This window comes from Kitasatospora sp. NPDC101108, assembly GCF_055584725.1.
The window spans coordinates 1-21,334 of the sequence record NZ_JBVJLM010000025.1; the positions used below are offsets into that span (position 1 = coordinate 1).

Consider the following 21,334-nt stretch of genomic DNA (forward strand, 5'->3'; position numbering starts at 1 on the left):
CTCCGGGCGCTTCGTTCTTTCGTGTTCCCAGCTTATCAGATGTTTTCCGCTCCGTTTTCCGGGGCTTCGTCATCCAACTCGCCGGTGTCTTCCGGCGCTTGACGCCCCGTCCGACGTTCCAAACTCTAGCCGATCCCCGCTCCGAAAAGCGAATCCGGCCGAGTCCAGCTGCAATCCGATAAAACGCACACGCCAAATAAGCACCGAGCCGAAACGCGACAAGCGAAACGACCGGCACGAACCGGAGTGGTGTTTCAAGGGATTGGCTGCCCCGGGACCGTCCGCGCAGACGCGTGTCCGGTGCTCCCTGCCAGGCAGCTCGAAGAACTGTACGCGCTTCCGGCCCCGGATGCAAACGACGTGCAAAAGGGGCCGGCCGGACCCCCCGCGAGGGGTCCGGCCGGCCGTGCCACCGGGTTCAGCTGTTGGTGGGGAAGCCGAGGTTGATGCCGCCGTGCGACGGGTCCAGCCAGCGCTGGGTCACGGCCTTGCCGCGGGTGAAGAACTGCACGCCGTCCGGGCCGTACGCGTGGGCGTCGCCGAACAGGGAGGCCTTCCAGCCGCCGAAGGAGTAGTAGGCGACCGGCACCGGGATCGGCACGTTGATGCCGACCATGCCGACCTCCACCTCGAACTGGAAGCGCCGGGCCGCGCCGCCGTCGTTGGTGAAGAGGGCGGTGCCGTTGCCGTACGGGTTGGCGTTGATCAGCGCCAGACCCTCCTCGTAGGAGGCGACGCGGACGACGGAGAGGACCGGGCCGAAGATCTCGTCGTTGTAGACGGACATGCCGGGCTTCACGTGGTCGAAGAGCGTGGGGCCGAGCCAGAAGCCGTCGCTGGTCGGGCTGCCGTTCCGGTCCTCGGCGGCGATGGGGTGCTTGCGGCCGTCCACGGCGAGCTCGGCACCGTCGGCGACGCCGGACTCGACGTAGGAGGTGACCTTGTCGCGGTGCTGACCGGTGACCAGCGGGCCCATCTCGGAGTCGCCGTTGCAGCCGGGGCCGACCTTGAGGGTGGCGATCCGCTGCTTGATCTTCTCCACCAGCTCGTCGCCGATCGGGTCGACGGCGACCAGGACGGAGACCGCCATGCAGCGCTCGCCGGCCGCGCCGAAACCTGCGTTGACCGCGGCGTCGGCGGCCAGGTCGAGGTCGGCGTCGGGCAGCACCAGCATGTGGTTCTTGGCGCCGCCGAGGGCCTGCACGCGCTTGCCGTAGCGGGTGCCGGTCTCGTAGACGTAGCGGGCGATCGGGGTGGAGCCGACGAAGCTGACGGACTTGATGTCCGGGTGCTCCAGCAGACGGTCGACGGAGACCTTGTCGCCGTGCACCACGTTGAAGACACCGTCCGGCAGTCCGGCCTCCTTCCACAGCTCGGCGAGGAAGTTGGCCGCCGACGGGTCCTTCTCCGAGGGCTTCAGCACGACGGTGTTGCCGGCCGCGATGGCGAGCGGGAAGAACCACATCGGCACCATGGCCGGGAAGTTGAACGGCGAGATGATCGCGACCGGACCGAGCGGCTGGCGGATCGAGTAGACGTCGATGCCGTTGGAGGCCTGCTCCGTGAAGCCGCCCTTGATCAGCTGCGGGATGCCGCAGGCGTACTCGACGACCTCCAGACCGCGGGCGATCTCGCCCAGCGCGTCCGAGTGCACCTTGCCGTGCTCGGACACGATGATCGCGGCCAGCTCGTCCCGGCGGGCGTTCAGCAGCTCGCGGAAGGCGAAGAGCACCGCGGTCCGCTTGGCCACCGAGGCGGTGCGCCACTCGGTGAAGGCCGAGGCCGCGGCGGCCACGGCCTGGTCGACCTCGGCGATCCCGGCGAAGTCCACCTGTCCGGCGACCTGTCCGGTGGCCGGGTCGAAGACGTCACCGCGACGGGGCGCCGCACCGGCGGTGGCGACCGGCTTGCCGCCGATCCAGTGAATGATGTGCTTGCTCAAGTCCGTCTGCCTCCGAAGTCCCGGGCGGCGTCCTGCCACCGGTCCGGTCTGGCGCCGCCCGCGAGAGGGCCGGGCGACGGAATTCACGGGGCTACCGCGCTCGTCTCCCAGTCTGGTGGTCACCGGGGCGCGGCTCAACGAACAGGCTGACGGAGATCGAGGATTCAGCCTTACAGGTCGTCCGGTCGCTGGGCCGAACGCGGGAGGCCTGGGGCCGTCCGACGCCCGACGGCCCAGGGCGCCTCAGGAGCCCCTCAGGACTCCTCGTCCTCCAGGTACGGGTCATGCAGCCCGTCCGCCGCCTCCTGGGTCTCCAGCAGGTCCAGCCGCAGGTCCTGCGCCCAGGCCAGTGCCCACCGCTTGAGCCCGTCCACCGCCCCGGCCTCGACACCCCGGGCACGGAACCGGCCGTCCGCCGCCTCGGCCAGCGTCTCCAGCCGGTCGGCGAGCCCGCCCGGCTGGAAGTCCGGATCCAGTTCCACTGCGAGGGCGAGCAGCTCGCCCTCCCGGTAGTCGCGGGTGAGGGCGTGCACGTCGATCAGGTCGCGCGGCATGCCCCGGTCGGCCAGCAGCGCGGTGGTGAGCGCCGCCGCGTCCTCCAGGGCGACCACCGGCAGGACCACCGGCGGAGCGCCCGGCTCCGGGGCGCCGAAGTCCAGCCGGACCGGCCGGTGGCCGAGCGGTTCCTTCCGCAGCTCCACCGAGTGCGACCGCCCGCCCAGCGCCAGCCTTACGGTCAGCTGCTCCAGGCGCGGCGTGCCGGGCCGCTCGGCGACCCCGCCGCCCGCCGCGCGGTACGTCTCCGCCAGCGCGGCGGCCGCCTCCGGCAGGTCGGCGCCGCCGGTGGCCAGGGTGAGTCCGTCCTGCGGGCAGGCCGGGACACCGTGGGCGCGCAGCGCGTGCCCACCGGCCAGCGCCAGCCCGTACCGGGTGCAGACCGGCCCGGCGAGGGCGGCCAGGCGCAGCTGGGCGGGGCCCGGTCGGAGGGAGGCGTCGACGGCGTGCGGGGCGGTGGTCACGTTTCCAGTCTGACCCGGGCGCCCGCCCCGCGCGCCATCGCCGGGGCGGCTGTCCCGGTCCGACCCACCACCGTCTACCCACCACCGTCTACCGACCACCGGCTACCAGCCGCCGAGCCCGGCCGCCGCCTCGTGCAGGGCGAGTTCCAGCAGCACCGGGTCGTTGAGCCGCCCGGAGCCGTCGGGCGGCACCAGCCAGCGCACGCCCCGACTGCTGCGTCCGGGGTGGGGGACGACGATCCAGGTGCCCTCCCCCGCGCAGCGCACGCCGGTGCCGATCCAGCGGGCCGCGGTGCCGACCGGTACCAGGAAGCTGACGTGCTCCTCCCCGGAGTCGGTCAGGACCGGGCCGCGGGTGACCGACTCCCCGGTGTCCAGGAGGTCCAGGACGTCCAGCGCCGGGCGCCCGAGCCGCCCGGGGACGGTGAGGACGTCCCAGCGGCGCCCGGCCGGCAGCAGGGTCAGGCCCAGCCCGGTGCGTTCCCACCGTGCCCGGAAGGCCTCCGGGTCCGGTGCCGCCTGGGTGAGCCAGTTCAGTCCGGTGCTCTCCATGTCGTGTCCCCGCTTCTCGCCGCTCGTACCGGTCGGGCGCGGCGGGACGTACCGGGACCCGCCGTCACCAAGGAGAGGCGGACGGCGGGTCCCTCTTACACGGGTCGGGCAACCCAACCGGCGGGATCAGCTGTCGAAGCCGAGCCCCAGCCGGTCGAGGGTGCGCAGCCAGAGGTTGCGGCGGCCGCCGTTGCGGTCGGCGCGCTCCAGCGAGCGGGTGGTGATCTCGATCCCGGCCCAGCGCACCGGTTCGGGCGGGAACGGCAGCGGCTTGGAGCGCACCATGTCCAGCGAGGTGCGCTCGGTGCGCTCGCCGGCGAGCAGGTCGAGCATCACCTCGGCGCCGAAGCGGGTGGCGCCGACGCCGAGCCCGGTGTAGCCGACGGCGTACGCGACCTTGCCGCGGTAAGCGGTGTCGAAGAACGCCGAGAACCGGCTGCAGGTGTCGATGGCGCCGCCCCAGGCGTTGGTGAAGCGCAGCCCCTCCAGCTGCGGGAAGCAGCGGAAGAAGTGGTTGGCCAGGGTGCGGAAGGTCTCCGGCCGCTGGTCGTACTCGTGGCGGACGTGGCCGCCGTAGTGGTAGACCGCGTCGTAGCCGCCCCAGAGGATCCGGTTGTCGGCGGAGAGCCGGAAGTAGTGGAACTTGTTGGCGCTGTCGCCGAGCCCCTGCCGCCCGCGCCAGCCGATCGCCGCGAGCTGCTCGTCGCTGAGCGGCTCGGTCATCAGCGCGTAGTCGTACACCGGCACGACGTACGGGCGGACGCGCTTGAGCAGCGACGGGAACACGTTGGTGCCGAGCGCGACCCGGCGGGCGAAGACCCGCCCGTACGGGGTGCGGGCGGCCATGCCGCTGCCGTGCTCGCGCAGCTCGGTGGCCCGGGTGTGCTCGAAGATCCGTACGCCCTGGCCGAGGCAGGCCTCCTTGAGGCCCCAGGCGAGCTTGGCGGGGTGGACCATCGCCACGCCCTCCTTGTCCCAGAGGCCGCCGAGGAAGGTGGGCGAGTTCACCTCGGCGCGCAGCTGGTCGGCGTCCAGGACGGTGAGGTCGAAGCCGTAGCGGGCGACGGCCTCGGCGATCTCGTGGAGCTCCTCGACCTGGTGGGGCTGGGTCGCGACGTCGATCTCGCCGGTGCGCTCCCATTCGGCGTCGATGCCGTAGCGCTTGAGGGTGGCCTCGATGGCGTCCAGGTTGGCGGCGCCGAGGCGTTCCAGCTGGGCGAGTTCGGCGGGCCAGCGCTCCAGGCCGTTGCCGAAGCCGTGGGTGAGGCTGGCCGCGCAGAATCCGCCGTTGCGCCCGGACGCGGCCCACCCGACCTCGTTGCCCTCGACCAGGACGACGTCCAGTGACGGGTCGCGCTCCTTGGCGATGAGGGCGGTCCACAGGCCGGAGTAGCCGCCGCCGACGACCAGCAGGTCGCAGGTGGTGTCGCCGACCAGGGCGGGCAGCGCCTGCGGCCGGCCGGGGTCCTCCAGCCAGAAGGGGGTGGGCCTGGCGTCACTGAGTGCGCGGGCGGAGTCCATGCATTATCAGCCACTTTCTACGGATAGACGGGGGTTCGGGCCACCGCTGACCGACCGTACGTCAGGCGGTGGCCCTCCGGCGGTTGCCGAGCCACTGGCCGGCCACGGTCAGTGCGACCGCGGCGACGAACATCGCGGTGCCGATGACGTTCACCTGCACCGGGATGCCGCGCTGCGAGGCGCCCCAGACGAACATCGGGAAGGTGACCGTGGTCGGGCCCGAGTTGAACTGGGTGATGATGAAGTCGTCGAAGGAGAGCGCGAAGCTGAGCAGCGCGCCGGCGGCGATGCCGGGGGCGGCCAGCGGCAGGGTGACCTTCAGGAAGGTCTGGGTGGGGGTCGCGTAGAGGTCCTGGGCGGCCTGTTCGAGCCTCGGGTCCATGCTCATCACGCGTGCCTTGACCGCCGTCACCACGAAGCTGAGGCAGAACATGATGTGCGCGATGAGGATGGTGGTGAAGCCGAAGGGGATGCGCATGTTGAGGAAGAGCGTCCCCAGGGAGGCGGCCATGACCACCTCGGGCATGGCCATCGGCAGGAAGATCATCGCGGTGGTGGCCGAGCGGCCGCGGAAGCGGTAGCGGGCCAGCGCGAAGGCGACCATGGTGCCGAGCACGGTGGCGCCGACGGTGGCGAGCACCGCGATCTGCAGGCTGAGCGAGAGCGACTGGCACATGTCGGCCACGCCGCAGGGGTTGGTCCAGGCGTCGGTGGAGAACTCGTTCCACTCGTAGTTGAACTTGCCGACCGGCTTGTTGAACGAGAAGGCCAGCACGACCAGGTTGGGCAGCACCAGGTAGGCGAGGGCCAGCAGGCCGGCCAGGACGACCAGGTGGGCGCGGACCCACTTCAGGATGCGGGACATCAGACCAGTTCCTCCGTCCCGGCCTTGCGCATGTAGACCGTCACCATGCCCAAGATCAGGGCCATCAGGATGAAGCTCAGCGCGGCCGCCGTGGGGTAGTCGAGCACGTTCAGGAACTGCTTCTGGATGCCGTTGCCTACCATCTGCTCGCTCGGCGAGCCGAGCAGCTGGGCGTTGATGTAGTCGCCGGAGGCCGGGATGAAGGTCAGCAGGGTGCCCGCGACCACGCCCGGCAGCGAGATCGGGAAGGTGACCTTGCGGAAGGTGGTGAACGGCCGGGCGTAGAGGTCTCCGGCCGCCTCGTGCAGCCGGGGGTCGATCCGCTCCAGCGAGGTGTAGAGCGGAAGGATCATGAACGGCAGGAAGTTGTAGGTCAGGCCGCAGACCACGGCGAGCGGGGTGGCGAGCACCCGGTCGCCGGAGGTGAGCCCGAGCGCGTTGGTGACGTCCAGGACGTGCAGGGCGTTGAGCGCGCCGACCACCGGGCCGCCGTCGGACAGGATGGTCTTCCAGGCCAGCGTGCGGATCAGGAAGCTGGTGAAGAACGGCGCGATGACCAGGATCAGGATGACGTTGCGCCAGCGCCGGTTCGCCTTGAAGGCGATGGTGTACGCCAGCGGGTAGCCGATGACCAGGCAGAGCACGGTGGCGATGGCCGCGTAGGAGAACGAGCGGACGAAGTGCCACTTGTACTCGACCAGGGCGTCCCAGTAGGTCGAGAAGTGCCAGGTGACCTTGAAGCCCTCTTCGAGCGAGCCGGTCTGCAACGAGGTGGAGCCCTGGTACAGCATCGGCACGGCGAAGAAGACGACCAGCCAGGCGATGCCGGGCAGCAGCAGCCAGTACGGGGTGAGCTTGCGCTTCGGCTTCGAGCGCGCGTCGGGCAGCGGGATGACTTCCGGCGGCGCGGCCGGGGCGGTGGTGGTCACGCGGCCTCCTCCGCGGTGCCCGCGTCGATCGCCTGGGCGGCGTCCAGGGCGAAGGAGTGCGCCGGGTTCCAGTGCAGCTGGACGGCGGCGCCGGGGACGATCCGGGTGTCGCGCTCCATGTTCTGCTCGAAGACGGTGACCTCCTGGCCGCCGTCGGTGCGCACCACGTACTGGGTGGAGACGCCGATGAAGCTGGAGTCGAGGACGGTGCCGGCCAGCTTGTTGCGGCCCTCGGCGACCTGCTCGGTGGCGTGGGTGATGGTGATCTTCTCGGGGCGCACGCCCAGGTGGACCCGCTCGGCCCCGGCGGCGCAGCGCGCCTTGGGCACCGCGAGGCGGGTGCCGGCCACGCTGAGCAGCAGGTCCTCGCCCGCGCCGCCGGTGACCTCGGCGGGCAGCAGGTTGGACTGGCCGAGGAAGTTGGCCACGAAGGTGGTGGCGGGGTTCTCGTAGAGATCGGCGGGCGCGCCCAGCTGCTCGACCCGGCCGCCGTTCATCACCGCGATGGTGTCGGCCATGGTCATGGCCTCCTCCTGGTCGTGGGTGACGTGCACGAAGGTGATGCCGACCTCGGTCTGGATCCGCTTGAGCTCCAGCTGCATCTGGCGGCGCAGCTTGAGGTCGAGGGCGCCGAGCGGCTCGTCCAGGAGCAGCACCTGGGGGTGGTTGATCAGCGCGCGGGCGACCGCGACGCGCTGCTGCTGGCCGCCGGAGAGCTGGTGCGGCTTGCGCCGGGCGTACTGGCCGAGTTCGACCAGCTCCAGCATCTCGTCGACCTGCTTCCTGACGTCCTTCTTGCCGCGCCGGCGCAGGCCGAAGGCGACGTTCTCGAAGATGTCCAGGTGCGGGAAGAGCGCGTAGCTCTGGAAGACGGTGTTCACCGGCCGCTTGTACGGGGGGAGGGCGGTGACGTCCTGGCCGCCGATCAGGACGGTGCCGCTGGTGGGCTCCTCCAGGCCGGCGATCATGCGCAGGGTGGTGGTCTTGCCGCAGCCGGAGGCGCCGAGCAGGGCGAAGAAGGAGCCCTGGGGAACGGTCAGGTCGAGGGGGTGGACGGCGGTGAACGAGCCGTAGGTCTTGCCGATGCCGGTGAGGCGTACGTCGCCGCCGGTCGCGTCGCGCAGCTGGTCTGTCATGGGGTGTCTTCCTGGGTCTTTCGGCCGGGGACGGGGGTTCAGGCGCCGATGAGCTTGGAGAACTTCTGCTCGAAGTCGCTCTCCTCGCCCTCGGTGAGGGTTCGGAACACGTGCGCCTTGGCCGCCATCTCGGGGGTGGGTACGACCAGCGGGTTGGCCGCGCTGTCCGGGGCGAGGGCGGCGAGCTCGTCCTTCATCCCGGTGACGGCGGAGACGAAGCCGATGCCCGCGACCAGCTGCGCCGCGATCTTCGGCTGATAGTAGAAGTCGATCAGCTTTTCCGCGTTCGTCTTGTGCCGCGCCTTGGCGGGGACCAGCATGTTGTCGGTCGAGGCGAGGTAGCCCTTGTCGGGGATGGCGAACTCGATGTCCGGGTTGTCGGCACGCAGTTGGATCAGGTCGCCGCCCCAGGCGACGCAGGCGGCGATGTCCCCGGAGGACAGCTCCTGGCCGTAGTCGTTGCCGGTGAAGCGGCGGATCTGCTTGCCGTCGACGGCCTTCTGCAGCCGGGCGACCGCGGCGTCGTAGTCGTCGGCGGTGAACTTCGCCGGGTCCTTGCCCATGTCCAGCAGGACCATCCCGATGCTGTCGCGCATCTCCGAGAGGAAGGTGACCCGGCCCTTGAGGTCGGGGTCGTCCAGCAGCTGGGAGACGCTGGTGACCTCCTTGCCCCTGGTGGCCTTGCGGTTGTAGGCGACCACGGTCTGGATGCCGGCCCAGGGGTAGGTGTAGAGCCGGCCCGGGTCCCAGTCGGGGGCGCGGAAGCGGGCCTCGACGTTGGTGATCGCGGTGGTGACGTTCGCCGGGTTCAGCTTCTGCGCCCAGCCGAGCCGGATCAGCCGGGCGGCCATCCAGTCGGTGAGCACCACCAGGTCGCGGCCGGTGTCCTGGCCGGCCGCCAGCTGCGGCTTGACCTTGCCGAAGAACTCGACGTTGTCGTTGACGTCCTCGTTGTACTTGACCTTGATGCCGGTGGCCGCGGTGAAGGCGTCCAGGGTGCCGTGCTTCTCCTTGTCCTTCTCGTCGGTGTCCACGTACAGCGGCCAGTTGGAGAAGTCGACCTCCTTCTCGCTGTCCGAGAGGTCCTTCGCGGCGTTGGCGGTCGAGTCGCCGGTCGCCCGGGGCGCCGCGGGGATGCCGCAGGCGGCCAGGGTGCCCGCTCCGGCGGTCAGCGCGGCGGCGCGCAGCAGGGTGCGGCGGCCGACCGCGGCCCGACCGCTGGTCAGACTGCGTTCCCAGGCCTTGCGGACGGGTTCGGGCAGACCGTCGGTGAGCTCGTTGAACGCCTTGAACGCCATGGAACGGGCCTCCTGGGGGAAGACGGGGTGCGTGGGGGAGCACCCGGCCGAAGGGGTTATCGGTCTCCGAAGACGGTGCGGTGCCAGTCCTTGCGGGCGACCGCGGTGGTGTCGAACATGACGTGCTTGACCTGGGTGTACTCGTCCAGCGAGTACTGGGACATGTCCTTGCCGTAGCCGGACGCCTTGTAGCCGCCGTGCGGCATCTCGCTGATGATCGGGATGTGGTCGTTGACCCAGACGCACCCGGCGGCGATCTCCCGGGTGGCGCGCAGCGAGCGGTGCACGTTGCCCGTCCAGGCGGAGGCGGCCAGGCCGTACGGGGTGTCGTTGGCCAGCCGCAGGCCCTCGTCGTCGCCGTCGAAGGGCAGCACCACCAGCACCGGGCCGAAGACCTCCCCCTGGACCACTTCGCTGTCCTGGGGCGCGCCGGTGATCAGGGTGGGGGCGAAGTAGGCGCCGCGGGTGAGGTCGCTGCCGTCGTGGCCCTTCTCGGGCGCGGGGCCGCCGGTGACCACGGTGGCGTAGGAGCGGGCCCGCTCCACGAAGCCGGCCACCCGGTCCCGGTGGGCGTACGAGACCAGCGGGCCGAGGTCGGTGCGGGGGTCGCGCGGGTCGCCGATCCGGATCGCCGCGTACAGCTCGGCGACCCCGGCCACGAAGGCGTCGTAGAGCGGGCGTTGGACGTAGGCACGGGTGGCGGCGGTGCAGTCCTGGCCGCCGTTGATCAGCGAGGCGGCGACGGCACCGTGCACCGCGGCGTCCAGGTCGGCGTCGTCGAAGACCACGAACGGGGCCTTGCCGCCGAGCTCCAGGTGGGTGCGCTTGACGCTCGCGGTGGCGAGTTCGGCGACCCGCTTCCCGACGGCGGTGGAGCCGGTGAAGGAGACCATCGCGACGTCGGGGTGGGAGACCAGGTGCTCGCCGGCCGTACGCCCGGCACCGGTGACCACGTTGACCACGCCGTCCGGGATGCCCGCCTCGGTGCAGGCCCGGGCGAACATCAGCGAGGTCAGCGGGGTCAGCTCGGCCGGCTTGAGCACGATGGTGTTGCCCGCCGCGATCGCCGGGAGGATCTTCCAGGCGGCCATCTGCAGCGGGTAGTTCCACGGCGAGATCGAGCCGACCACGCCGATCGCCTCGCGCCGCACGTAGGAGGTGTGGTCGCCGGAGTACTCGCCGGCCGCCTTCCCGTCCAGGTTGCGGGCGGCGCCGGCGAAGAAGGCGGCGTTGTCGACGGTGCCGGGGACGTCGAACTCGGTGGCCAGCTTGACCGGCTTGCCGGTCTGGGCGGTCTCCACCCGGGCGAGGTCGTCCGCCGCGCCGGCCAGGACGGCGGCCAGCCGGGTGAGCGCCTCGGACCGGGCGCCCGGGGTGGCGGAGGACCAGCCGGGCAGGGCGGCCCGCGCGGCGGCGACGGCGGTGTCCACGTCGGCGGCGGTGGCCAGCGCGACCTGCTCGACCACGCTTCCGTCGGCGGGGTTGACGACCTGGAAGGGATCGCCGCTCCCCCGGGTCTGACGGCCCGCGATGTACTGCGCGCCCGCGCCGAAGTCGGTCAGGTCCATCTGGTTCCTCCAGGTTCCGGCGGTTCGACCGCGCGCCGCGGCGAAACGCTTCCGCAGTGGGGGTCTGCGGTTCCGCTGACCTTGCCAACTGCGGGGTTGACGTGACAAGGGTCACTTCGACAGTCTCGGTGTAAAGGGCCTTACAGAGTGCAAGGCTCCTTGCAGGGCGACAGGTCGTCGGGAGGATGGATGATTCACCTGACACCCTGTGTACCCGTTCCCTCCTCCCCGCTCCGGAGGCCCGCGATGCTCCCCACCGTCGCCCGAGTGCTCGACCTGGAGGTGATGCGGCGCGGCCTGCCCCAGGTGGTGGCCGGCGCCGACCGCCTGGAACGGCCGGTCCGCTGGGTCCACGTCAGCGAACTGCCCGACGTCGCCGGGATGCTCCAGGGCGGCGAACTGGTACTGACCACCGGCATCGCACTGCCCGAGGACCGCGAGGGCCTGGCCCGCTACGTCCGCGACCTGGACGAGGTCGGCGTGGCCGGGCTGGTGGTCGAGTTCGGCCGCCGCTACTTCGACTCGCTGCCGCGCGCCCTGGTGCACGCCGCCGAGCAGCGCGGGCTGCCGCTGATCGTGCTCCGCCGCGAGGTGCGCTTCGTCGCCGTCACCGAGGCCGTGCACGCCCTGGTGGTGAACGCCCAGCTGGAACAGCTGCGGGTCTCCGAATCGGTCCACCAGGTGTTCAACGAGTTGGTGGTGGAGGGCGCCGAGCCGCCCGAGGTGATCCGCCAGGTGGCCCGGATGGCCGGCGCACCGGTGGTCCTGGAGAACCTGGCCCACCAGGTGCTCGCCCACGACACCGCCGGACGCCCGGAGGTCGAGCTGCTGGAGGACTGGGAGCGCCGTTCGCGCGGGGTCCGCCCGGCCGGCCGCACCGGCCACGACCCGCGCAGCGGCTGGCTGGTCACCACCGTCGGCGCCCGCGGCCAGGACTGGGGCCGGCTGGTGCTGGTCCAGGAGCCCGGCCCGCTGCCCGAGGGCGAGCCGCACCCCCACACCATGCTGCTGGAGCGCGGCGCCTCCGCGCTGGCGCTCAACCGGCTGGTGGTGCGCGACCGGGAGAGCCTGGAGCGGCAGACCCACCGCACCCTGCTCTCCGGCATCCTGACCCACGCGCTGACCGTCTCCGAGGTGGCGCTGCGCGCCCAGGCGCTCGGCGTCCCGCTGGACGGCCGGCGGCTGGTCGGCGTGGTGCTGCGCCAGCGCCGCGGGCCGATCCCGGCCGCCCTGGAGGCGCAGGCCCGGCTGCGCGACTTCACCGAGCTGGCGGCCGGCGCGGTGCGGGCCTGCCGGCTCTCCGCCCTGGTCGGCGCGCTGGACGACGAGGGCGTCGGCCTGCTGATCGCGCTCGGCGCCCAGCAGGACGAGCACGCCGCGCTGGACGCCTTCTCCGCCACCCTGCGCCGGATGTCCGCCGAGGCCGGCCGGGAGGGCGCCGACGCCCCGGGGCCGGTGGTCGCGGTCGGCTCCTCGGTCGGCTCGGTGCGCGACGCCCGGCGCACCCTGCTGGAGGCCGCCCAGGTCGCCGACGCCGCCCTGCACGACGCGCCCGGCGGCGGCCGCACCGCCTCCTACTACCGGCTGCCGGACGTGCGGCTTCGCGGCCTGCTCCACCTGCTGCGCGACGACGCCCGCCTGCAGACGTACGTGGAGCGGGAGTTGGGGCCACTGCTGGCCCACGACGCCGAGCACAACGGCCAATTGGTGCAGATGCTGCGGATCTACCTGGACCAGGGCCGGAACAAGTCGGCGGCGGCCGACGCCGCCCACCTGTCCCGGCCGTCCTTCTACGACCGGCTGCACAAGGTCGAACGGATCCTGGGCGTCGACCTCGATCAGGTGGAGTCCTGCCTGTCCCTGCACGTGGCGCTGCTCGCGCTGGACGCCGTCCGGCGCTAGGACGCGTCCCGGGCTCACACCCCGGTGATGCGCCCCCAGACCTTGTGCAGCTCCGGCCGCTCGGCCGAGGTGACGTCGCGCATGCCGTGCAGCCGGGCGCGCATCTCCTCGGTCGGGAACACCAGCGGGTTCTCGGCGAGTTCGGCCCTGTCCTTGTCCCCGCTGTCCGCCAGCACCTCGCGGGCCGCCGGCACCGGGCAGATGTACTGGACGGCCGCGGCGAGTTCGGCGGCCACCTCGGGCTGGTAGTAGTAGTCGACCAGCAGCTCGGCGTTGCGCTTGTGGACGGCCCGGTTGGGGATCATCAGGCTCTCCGCCCACAGCTCCCCGCCCTCCTCCGGCACCACGAAGGCGATGTCCGGGTTCTCGGCGGTGAGCTGGACGGCGTCGCCCGAGTAGGCCTGGCAGGCGACGGCCGCACCGGAGGCGAGGTCGCTGGTGTAGTCGTTGCCGGTGAAGCGGCGGACGTGGCCGGTGTCGACCATCTTCTGCACCAGGTCCATCGCCTTGTGGGCGTCGTCGTCGCTGAACCGCGCGATGTCCGCGCCCTGGGAGAGCATCAGCAGTCCGAGCGCCTCGTCCAGCCCGGCGAACAGGGTGATCCGGCCCTTGAGGTCGGGTGCCCACAGGTCGGCGGTGGACTTCAGCTCCCGGCCGAGCGCCTTGCGGTTGTACGCGATGCCGGTGATCCCGGACTGCCAGGGCACGCTGCGCCGGCGCCCCGGGTCGAACACCGGGTTCGCCAGCTGGGGGTCCAGGTGGGCGGTGACGTTGGGCAGGTTGTCCCGGTCCATCGCCTGCACCCAGCCGAGCGAGACGTACCGGCCGGCCATCCAGTCGCTGATCACCATCAGGTCCCGGCCCGGGTCGGCGCCCTGGGTGAGCACCGGGCTGACCTTGCCGAAGAACTCGTCGTTGTCGTTGATGTCCTCGGTGTAGGTGACCTCGATCCCGGTCTTCTCGGTGAAGGCGTCCAGGGTCGGGCGCCGGCCCTGGTCGTCGGTGTCGATGTACTGCGTCCAGTTGGAGAAGTTGAGCCGCTTGTCGCGCTCCGACCGGTCCGGCGCCGAGCGGCGGTCCTCGGCCACGTACGCGGACGGGATGCCGCAGCCGGTCAGGGTGCCGGCGCCGAGCAGCGCGGCCCCACCGAGCAGCGAACGTCGGCGCACGACACGGGAGTTGGGGGAGCGTCGGGTCAGGGTGGTGCTGCTGGGCATGGGGGCCTTCCGGTACGTGGGACGGCCCCGGACACTCGCCGTGCCCGGGGCCGTCCTGGGAGGTACGTCAGACAGTGTGCGCGTCGGTGAGCGACAGCACCTCGTCCAGCACGGCGAGGCCGGCCTTGGCCTCCTCCTCCGTGACGGTGCACGGCGGGACGACGTGGAAGCGGTTCATGTTGACGAACGGCCAGAGCCCGCGCTGCTTGCAGGCGGCGGCCAGCTCGGCCATCGGCGCGTTGGCGGCGCCCGCGGCGTTGTAGGGGACGATCGGCTCGCGGGTCGAGCGGTCCTTCACCAGGTCGAGCGCCCAGAACACACCGAGGCCGCGGACCTCGCCGATCGAGGGGTGCCGCTCGGCCAGCTCGCGCAGACCGGGGCCGAGCACCGTCTCGCCGATGTGCTTGGCGTTCTCGACGATGCCCTCCTCCGCCATGGTGTTGATGGTGGCCACCGCCGAGGCGCAGGCCAGCGGGTGCCCGGAGTAGGTGAGTCCGCCGGGGAACGGACGCTCGTCGAAGGTCGCCGCGATCTCCGCGCTGATCGCCACGCCGCCCAGCGGGACGTAGCCCGAGTTGACGCCCTTGGCGAAGGTCAGCAGGTCCGGCACGACGCCCCAGTGGTCGGCGGCGAACCACTCGCCGGTGCGGCCGAAGCCGGCCATCACCTCGTCGAGGATGAACACGATCCCGTAGCGGTCGCAGATCTCCCGCACCCCGGCCAGGTACCCCGGCGGCGGGATCAGGATGCCCGCGGTGCCGACCACCGTCTCCAGGATGACCGCCGCGACGGTGCCCGGCCCCTCGAACGCGATCACCTGCTCCAGGTGCTCCAGCGCCCGCTCGCACTCCTGCGCCTCGTTCTCGGCGTGGAAGTTGGAGCGGTAGGCGTACGGGCCCCAGAAGTGCACCACCCCGGAGACGCCGGTCTCGTTGGCCCAGCGCCGGGGGTCACCGGTGAGGGCGATCGCGTTGGCGGTGGCGCCGTGGTACGAGCGGTAGGTGGACAGCACCTTCTGCCGGCCGGTGTGCAGCCGGGCCAGCCGGACGGCGTTCTCCACGGCCTCGGCGCCGCCGTTGGTGAAGAAGATCTTGTCGAGGTCGCCGGGGGTGCGCTCGGCGATCAGCCGGGCCGCCTCGCTGCGCGACTCGACCGCGAAGCCGGGGGCGATGGTGCAGAGCTTCGCCGCCTGCTCCTGGATCGCGGCGACCACCTTCGGGTGCTGGTGGCCGATGTTGGTGTTGACCAGCTGCGAGGAGAAGTCGAGGTAGCGGTTGCCGTCGTAGTCCCAGAAGTACGAGCCCTCGGCGCCGGCCACCGCGAGGGGGTCGATCAGCGCCTGGGCGGACCACGAGTGGAAGACGTGCGCGCGGTCGGCGGCCTTGACCGCCTGGCCGGCGGCTGAGTCAGCGGTGGGGATGCTCATGCCGGTAAGGCTAGGGCCGCCCGGGCCCGAAGGGCAGTTCCATCCTGTCAGCCGGTCACCCGAGCCGCCGACAGGGTGCAAAGCGACAGGGCCCGGGGCGAAACACCCCGGGCCCTTCGTCCGTTCGTACGCCTTTACGTCGGTCAGATCGCGGTCATCCTGCGCCCGACGGTCATGACCCGCTAGATCGCGGTCATCACGTGCTTCACCCGGGTGTAGTCCTCGAAGCCGTAGGACGACAGGTCCTTGCCGTAGCCGGACTTCTTGAAGCCGCCGTGCGGCATCTCGGCGACCAGCGGGATGTGGGTGTTGATCCAGACGCAGCCGAAGTCCAGGCGGCGCGACATCCGCATCGCGCGGGCGTGGTCCTTGGTCCACACCGAGGAGGCCAGCGCGTACTCGACGCCGTTGGCGTACTCGACGGCCTGGTCCTCGTCGGTGAACTTCTGCACGGTGATGACCGGGCCGAAGACCTCGTTCTGGATGATCTCGTCGTCCTGGTTCAGCCCGGAGACGACGGTCGCGGCGTAGAAGTAGCCCTTGTCGCCGACCCGGTGGCCACCGGCCTCGACCTTGGCGTGGGCGGGCAGGCGCTCGATGAAGCCGGCGACCTGCTTCAGCTGGTTGGCGTTGTTCAGCGGGCCGTACAGCACGTCCTCGTCGTCCACGCCGCCGGTCTTGGTCTCGGCCGCGGCCTTGGCCAGCGCCTCGACGAAGGCGTCGTGGATCGACTCGTGCACCAGCACGCGGGTGGCGGCGGTGCAGTCCTGGCCGGCGTTGAAGTAGCCCGCCACCGAGATGCCCTCGACGGCCTCGGCGATGTCGGCGTCCTCGAAGACCACGACCGGGGCCTTGCCGCCCAGCTCCAGGTGGACGCGCTTGACGTCCTTGGAGGCGGACTCGGCGACCTGGATGCCGGCCCGGACCGAGCCGGTGATGGAGGCCATCGCCGGGGTCTTGTGCTCGACCATCAGCCTGCCGGTCTCGCGGTCACCGCAGATGACGTTGAAGACGCCGGCCGGCAGCTCCAGGTCCTTCAGGATGCCGCCGATGATCTCGGCCAGCAGCACGGTGGAGGCCGGGGTGGTGTCCGAGGGCTTCAGCACCACGGTGTTGCCCGCGGCGATGGCCGGGGCGAACTTCCAGACCGCCATCATCATCGGGTAGTTCCACGGCGCGACCTGGGCGCAGACGCCGACCGGCTCGCGGCGGACGATCGAGGTCATCCCGTCCATGTACTCGCCGGCGGCCTTGCCCTCCAGCAGGCGGGCCGCACCGGCGAAGAAGCGGATCTGGTCCACCATCGGACCGATCTCCTCGGAGAGGGTCAGCCCGCGCGGCTTGCCGGTGTTGCGCACCTCGGCGTCGACGATCTCGTCGGCCCGGGCCTCGATCGCGTCGGCGATCTTCAGCAGCAGCTTCTGCCGGGTGCTCGGGGTGGCGTCGCGCCAGGCCGGGAACGCGGCGTCGGCCGAGGCCATGGCGGCGTCCACGTCTGCGGCACCGGACAGCGGCGACGTCGCGTACACCTCGCCGGTGGCCGGGTCGACGATGTCGAGCGTGCGGCCGTCTGCCGCGTCGACGAACTCACCGTTGATGTAGTTGCGCAGCGTGCGAAGGTCGCTCACGGGTCTCTCCTCGGTCTGGGCCTGCGGCATTGCAGATTCCGGCGCCATGGTACGTCGGCGGATCCGGCCTACGAAGGGCGCCGAGTGGCCGGGCCGGAAGCGGCGCGGTCCACTGGTGGCGGAATGCGCGAGACCCGGCGGGGGCGCGCGCGTACCGTGCCAGGGTAGCCGCAAGACTGCCGGTATCGACAGGCCGAACGCTCACGAGCAATGAAATCCGCATGCGATTTCCAAGATCACGACGAAATCAGCAGTTTCCACGCTTGCGAACAGAGGAACGATCAGGCACAGTGGCCGCGTGGCCAACCGCGACCGGAACGCGAGCGTTCCCCTCGACGCCGCCTCCAAGGCGATCATCGAGCAGCTCCAGGAGGACGGGCGACGCCCGTACGCCGCCATCGGCAAGGCCGTCGGCCTGTCCGAGGCGGCCGTGCGGCAGCGCGTCCAGAAGCTGCTCGACCAGGGCGTGATGCAGATCGTCGCCGTCACGGACCCGCTCACCGTCGGCTTCACCCGCCAGGCGATGGTCGGCATCCGGGTCGAGGGCGACATCGAACCCGTCGCCGACGCGCTGGCCGCCCTCGACGAGGTCGACTACGTCGTCTGCACCGCAGGCTCGTTCGACCTCCTGGCCGAACTGGTCTGCGAGGACGACGAGCACCTGCTCGAACTGATCAACAAGCGCATCCGCGCGCTTCCCGGCGTGCGGAGCACCGAGAGCTTCGTTTACCTGAAGCTCCGGAAACAGACCTACACCTGGGGCACCCGATGACAGCCGACCCGGCGCAGAAGGACCTTTCCAAGACCGCCTACGACCACCTGTGGATGCACTTCACCCGCATGTCGTCGTACGAGAACTCCCCCGTGCCCACCATCGTCAAGGGCGAGGGCACGTACATCTGGGACGACAAGGGCCGGAAGTACATCGACGGCCTGGCCGGCCTGTTCGTCGTGCAGGCCGGTCACGGCCGCACCGAGCTCGCCGAGGTCGCCGCCAAGCAGGCCAAGGAACTCGCGTTCTTCCCGATCTGGAGCTACGCGCACCCCAAGGCCGTCGAGCTGGCCGAGCGCCTGGCCAACTACGCCCCGGGCGACCTGAACAAGGTCTTCTTCTCCACCGGTGGCGGCGAGGCCGTCGAGACCGCCTGGAAGCTCGCCAAGCAGTACTTCAAGCTGATCGGCAAGCCGACCAAGTACAAGGTCATCTCCCGCGCCATCGCCTACCACGGCACCCCCCAGGGCGCGCTGTCCATCACCGGCCTGCCGGGCCTGAAGGCCCCGTTCGAGCCGCTGGTGCCGGGCACCCACAAGGCCCCGAACACCAACATCTACCGCGCCCCGCACTACCTGGAGGGCCCCGACGGCACCGTCGACCCCGAGGCGTACGGCCGCTGGTGCGCCGACCAGGTCGAGGAGGCCATCCTCTTCGAGGGCCCCGAGACCGTCGCCGCCGTCTTCGTCGAGCCGGTGCAGAACGCCGGTGGCTGCTTCCCGCCGCCGCCCGGGTACTTCCAGCGCCTGCGCGAGATCTGCGACCGCCACGACGTGCTGCTGGTGTCGGACGAGGTCATCTGCGCCTTCGGCCGCCTCGGCACCATGTTCGGCGCCGACAAGTTCGGCTACGTGCCGGACATGATCACCTGCGCCAAGGGCATGACCTCGGGCTACTCCCCGATCGGCGCCACGATCATCTCCGACCGCATCGCCGAGCCGTTCTACAAGGGTGACAACACCTTCCTGCACGGCTACACCTTCGCCGGCCACCCGGTCTCCTCGGCCGTGGCGCTCGCCAACCTCGACATCTTCGAGCGCGAGGGCCTGAACCAGCACGTGCTCGACAACGAGTCGGCGTTCCTGGGCACCCTGAGCAAGCTGCGCGACCTGCCGATCGTCGGCGACGTCCGCGGCAACGGCTACTTCTACGGCATCGAGCTCGTGAAGGACAAGGTCACCAAGGAGACCTTCAACGACGAGGAGACCGAGCGCGTGCTCTACGGCTTCCTCTCGAAGGCCCTCTTCGACAACGGCCTGTACTGCCGCGCCGACGACCGTGGCGACCCGGTCGTGCAGCTGGCCCCGCCGCTGATCTCCGACCAGTCGACCTTCGACGAGATCGAGCAGATCCTGCGGACCAGCCTCACCGACGCGTGGGCGAAGCTCTGATCCCCTGAGCCCCCTCCCCACCCTCCGCCGAAGGGCGGTCCCGCTCCCCGCGGGACCGCCCTTCGGCGTCCGCGACACCGCCCCCGAACATCACAGTCGGACGACCAAACATGCCTGAATGCGGGTGATTTGCCCGTGATGGCCCAGAGCGCCGCAACCGCGACCGGTCTCGGTCGTTCTAATCTGACGACTGTCATATCCCTGCGGCCACCCAGGATGGAACCTCATGTCAGCGGCACCGCCTGACAACGACGTGCTGTGGGCCCGAGGGATCGTCAAGTCCCACTACGGCACCCCCGCCCTGCGCGGCATCTCCATCGGCGTCCGCGAGGGCGAGGTGCTCGCCGTCACCGGCCCGCGCGGCTCCGGCAAGAGCACCCTGCTCGGCTGCCTCTCCGCCCAGCTGCCGGTCGACGAGGGCGAGGTCTGGTTCAACAGCTCCCCCGTGCACACCCTCGGCCGGGCCGGCCGCGAACGGCTGCGCCGCGACCGCTTCGGCTTCGTCGGCTCCGAACCGCACCTGATCCCCGAGCTGACCGCCCGTGAGAACGTCGCCCTGCCGTTGCTGCTCGCCGGCGCCGGCCACAAGGCCGCCTACACCGCCGCCGCCGAGTGGCTGGAACGCCTCGACGTCGGCGACATCGCCCGGCACCGCCCCGACCGGCTGGTCCGGAGCCAGTGCCAGCGGGTCGCCGTGGCCCGCGCCCTCGCCCCCCTGCCACCCGTCGTCTTCGCCGACGACCCCACCGCCCCGCTGCACCGCGAGGCCGCCGACCAGGTCCTGCGGATACTGACCAGCGCGGCCCGCTCGCACCAGCTCACCCTCGTCCTGGCCACCCACGACCCCGAGCTCGTCCGGTTCGCGGACCGCGCCGTCGCCCTCGTCGACGGACGGCTCACCGCCCCCGCCGCCCCCGTCCCGCGCGGCACCCACGCCCCCGGCACGGCCGGTGCCTCCGCCGTCTCGGCCACCCGCCGCTGACGACGCCGAGCCGCTGAAAGAGTCGACGTGTTCTACCTCCGTCTGGCCCGGGGTTACCGGGTGCCCGACCTCGGCCGCTGGCTGCTCACGGCACTGGCGGCCGGCGTCGTCGCCGCCTTCCTGCTGCGCTCCCTCGGCCGGGCGCTGAGCGACCCGGCCGACGGCGCCGACGCGCTGGTGCGACTGCTCTGGTGCCTGCCACCGCTCGCCGCCGTCGCCTGGTTCGCGGCCGTCGCCGCCCGCTCGGTGCCCGCCCGGCGGCCCGAACGGATCGCCGGCCTCACCGCCGCCGGGGCCGGCTCCCGGCGGATCCGCATCCTGATCGCCGGCGAGGTCGCCCTCGCCTGCACCCTCGGCAGCGTGCTCACCCTGCTGCTCTTCCTGGTGCTGCGCAACGACATCGCCGGGCCCTCGCTCGCCCCCGACCTCGGCATGGGCGTGCCGCTGCCCGCCGCCGCGCCGGTCACCCTGCTCGCCCTGGTCCCGCTCACCGCCGGCATCGCCGCCGGCTGCTCGGTGCCCGTCGCCGAGACCCTGCCCGGCGGCCGCACCCGCGGCCGCACCGGCTTCGGCCCGCTGCGGATCGCCGTGCCGATCGGGCTGGTGGTGATCGGCGCCGCGCTCGAACTCATCGCGCTGCGACCCGGCGCCCCCGCCGACGGCCGTCCGATCCACCTGCCCGCCGGGCTCGGCACCACCAGCACCGCCGCCCTCGGCGGCTGGGCCGCCGGCGCGCTCGGCCTCGCCCTGCTCACCGGCCCGCTGCTCGCCTGCGCCGGACGGCTGCTCGCCGTCGGCCGGCCCACCCCGCTACGGCTGCTGGCCGGACGCGGCCTCACCGCGCAGGCGCGCCGGCTCGGCCCACCGCTGGCCGTCCTCACCCTGGTCGTCGCCCTGGTACTGACCACCGTCCGCTACTGGATCGGCACCCCCGACAGCGCCGACGCGCTGCCCGCCGTGGAGGCCTGCCTGGTGCTCGGCTGCGCGGCCGCCGCGGTGATCGCCCGGCTCGCCGAGGTCCGCACCGACCGCCGGGAGGTCACCGAAGCGCTGCTGCGCCTCGGCACCTCGCCCCGGCTGCTGTTCGGCGCGGTCGCGCTGCGCACCCTCGCGGTGGGCACCACGCTGCTGCTGACCGGCGGGGCGACCGCCGCGCTGGCGGCCGCCGGCCTGCGGTGACGTCCCG

17 protein-coding genes are annotated in these 21,334 nt (G+C 71.6%); 5 read left to right on the top strand and 12 right to left on the bottom strand.

All coding sequences use genetic code 11. The features are described 5' to 3' along the window. Positions 1 to 418 precede the first annotated feature (418 nt). The 9 genes from ACZ6Z8_RS33545 to ACZ6Z8_RS33585 form a co-directional block, all read right to left on the bottom strand. A complete protein-coding gene (locus ACZ6Z8_RS33545) occupies positions 419 to 1,942 on the bottom strand; it encodes a CoA-acylating methylmalonate-semialdehyde dehydrogenase (RefSeq protein ID WP_465613816.1) in 1,524 nt (507 codons plus the stop codon). Positions 1,943 to 2,196: 254 nt separating this feature from the next. Continuing rightward, positions 2,197 to 2,961, bottom strand: a complete 765-nt coding sequence (locus ACZ6Z8_RS33550) for a hypothetical protein (protein ID WP_465613817.1) — start codon at positions 2,959 to 2,961, stop codon at positions 2,197 to 2,199. A gap of 102 nt (positions 2,962 to 3,063) precedes the next feature. Beyond that, positions 3,064 to 3,513: a bifunctional DNA primase/polymerase gene (locus ACZ6Z8_RS33555; protein WP_465613818.1), complete on the bottom strand. Its 450-nt coding sequence runs from the start codon at positions 3,511 to 3,513 to the stop codon at positions 3,064 to 3,066. A gap of 126 nt (positions 3,514 to 3,639) precedes the next feature. Next, positions 3,640 to 5,034, bottom strand: coding sequence for an NAD(P)/FAD-dependent oxidoreductase (locus ACZ6Z8_RS33560; protein ID WP_465613819.1), 1,395 nt, complete (start codon positions 5,032 to 5,034; stop codon positions 3,640 to 3,642). A 61-nt stretch (positions 5,035 to 5,095) separates the two neighbouring features. Further along, on the bottom strand, positions 5,096 to 5,899 hold the full coding sequence (locus ACZ6Z8_RS33565) for an ABC transporter permease (RefSeq protein WP_465613820.1): 804 nt from the start codon (positions 5,897 to 5,899) through the stop codon (positions 5,096 to 5,098). After that, a complete protein-coding gene (locus tag ACZ6Z8_RS33570; RefSeq protein ID WP_465613821.1) occupies positions 5,899 to 6,828 on the bottom strand; it encodes an ABC transporter permease in 930 nt (309 codons plus the stop codon). The genes ACZ6Z8_RS33565 and ACZ6Z8_RS33570 overlap by 1 nt, the downstream gene beginning before the upstream one ends. Beyond that, positions 6,825 to 7,964, bottom strand: coding sequence for an ABC transporter ATP-binding protein (locus ACZ6Z8_RS33575; RefSeq protein ID WP_465613822.1), 1,140 nt, complete (start codon positions 7,962 to 7,964; stop codon positions 6,825 to 6,827). The genes ACZ6Z8_RS33570 and ACZ6Z8_RS33575 overlap by 4 nt, the downstream gene beginning before the upstream one ends. Positions 7,965 to 8,002: 38 nt before the next feature. Then, positions 8,003 to 9,262 (bottom strand): polyamine ABC transporter substrate-binding protein, encoded by a 1,260-nt coding sequence (locus ACZ6Z8_RS33580; RefSeq protein WP_465613823.1) that lies wholly within the window; start codon positions 9,260 to 9,262, stop codon positions 8,003 to 8,005. A gap of 56 nt (positions 9,263 to 9,318) precedes the next feature. Next, positions 9,319 to 10,830, bottom strand: coding sequence for a gamma-aminobutyraldehyde dehydrogenase (locus ACZ6Z8_RS33585; RefSeq protein WP_465613824.1), 1,512 nt, complete (start codon positions 10,828 to 10,830; stop codon positions 9,319 to 9,321). Between the two features lie 246 nt (positions 10,831 to 11,076). Between ACZ6Z8_RS33585 and ACZ6Z8_RS33590 the strand changes: the two genes are divergently transcribed. Beyond that, a complete protein-coding gene (locus tag ACZ6Z8_RS33590; RefSeq protein ID WP_465613825.1) occupies positions 11,077 to 12,732 on the top strand; it encodes a PucR family transcriptional regulator in 1,656 nt (551 codons plus the stop codon). A 14-nt stretch (positions 12,733 to 12,746) separates the two neighbouring features. On the opposite strand, the gene ACZ6Z8_RS33595 is transcribed toward ACZ6Z8_RS33590, so the two are convergent. The 3 genes from ACZ6Z8_RS33595 to ACZ6Z8_RS33605 all read right to left on the bottom strand — a co-directional run bounded on the left by ACZ6Z8_RS33595 (position 12,747) and on the right by ACZ6Z8_RS33605 (position 17,033). Next, positions 12,747 to 13,949 carry a polyamine ABC transporter substrate-binding protein gene (locus tag ACZ6Z8_RS33595; protein ID WP_465613826.1) on the bottom strand — a complete coding sequence of 401 codons (1,203 nt, stop codon included), beginning with the start codon at positions 13,947 to 13,949 and terminating at the stop codon, positions 12,747 to 12,749. 67 nt (positions 13,950 to 14,016) lie between these two features. Then, entirely contained in the window at positions 14,017 to 15,375 is a 1,359-nt protein-coding gene (locus tag ACZ6Z8_RS33600; RefSeq protein ID WP_465613827.1) for an aminotransferase class III-fold pyridoxal phosphate-dependent enzyme, read from the bottom strand. 182 nt (positions 15,376 to 15,557) lie between these two features. After that, positions 15,558 to 17,033 carry a gamma-aminobutyraldehyde dehydrogenase gene (locus tag ACZ6Z8_RS33605; protein ID WP_465613828.1) on the bottom strand — a complete coding sequence of 492 codons (1,476 nt, stop codon included), beginning with the start codon at positions 17,031 to 17,033 and terminating at the stop codon, positions 15,558 to 15,560. A gap of 268 nt (positions 17,034 to 17,301) precedes the next feature. On the opposite strand from ACZ6Z8_RS33605, the gene ACZ6Z8_RS33610 reads away from it, so the two are divergent. The 4 genes from ACZ6Z8_RS33610 to ACZ6Z8_RS33625 all read left to right on the top strand — a co-directional run bounded on the left by ACZ6Z8_RS33610 (position 17,302) and on the right by ACZ6Z8_RS33625 (position 21,327). Then, positions 17,302 to 17,775: an Lrp/AsnC family transcriptional regulator gene (locus tag ACZ6Z8_RS33610; protein ID WP_030243538.1), complete on the top strand. Its 474-nt coding sequence runs from the start codon at positions 17,302 to 17,304 to the stop codon at positions 17,773 to 17,775. Then, complete coding sequence (locus ACZ6Z8_RS33615; protein ID WP_030290419.1) at positions 17,772 to 19,166, top strand: aspartate aminotransferase family protein; 1,395 nt, start codon at positions 17,772 to 17,774, stop codon at positions 19,164 to 19,166. The genes ACZ6Z8_RS33610 and ACZ6Z8_RS33615 overlap by 4 nt, the downstream gene beginning before the upstream one ends. 226 nt (positions 19,167 to 19,392) lie before the next feature. Continuing rightward, positions 19,393 to 20,148, top strand: coding sequence for an ABC transporter ATP-binding protein (locus tag ACZ6Z8_RS33620; protein ID WP_465613829.1), 756 nt, complete (start codon positions 19,393 to 19,395; stop codon positions 20,146 to 20,148). A 27-nt stretch (positions 20,149 to 20,175) separates the two neighbouring features. Beyond that, entirely contained in the window at positions 20,176 to 21,327 is a 1,152-nt protein-coding gene (locus ACZ6Z8_RS33625) for a hypothetical protein (protein ID WP_465613830.1), read from the top strand. Positions 21,328 to 21,334: the final 7 nt, after the last annotated feature.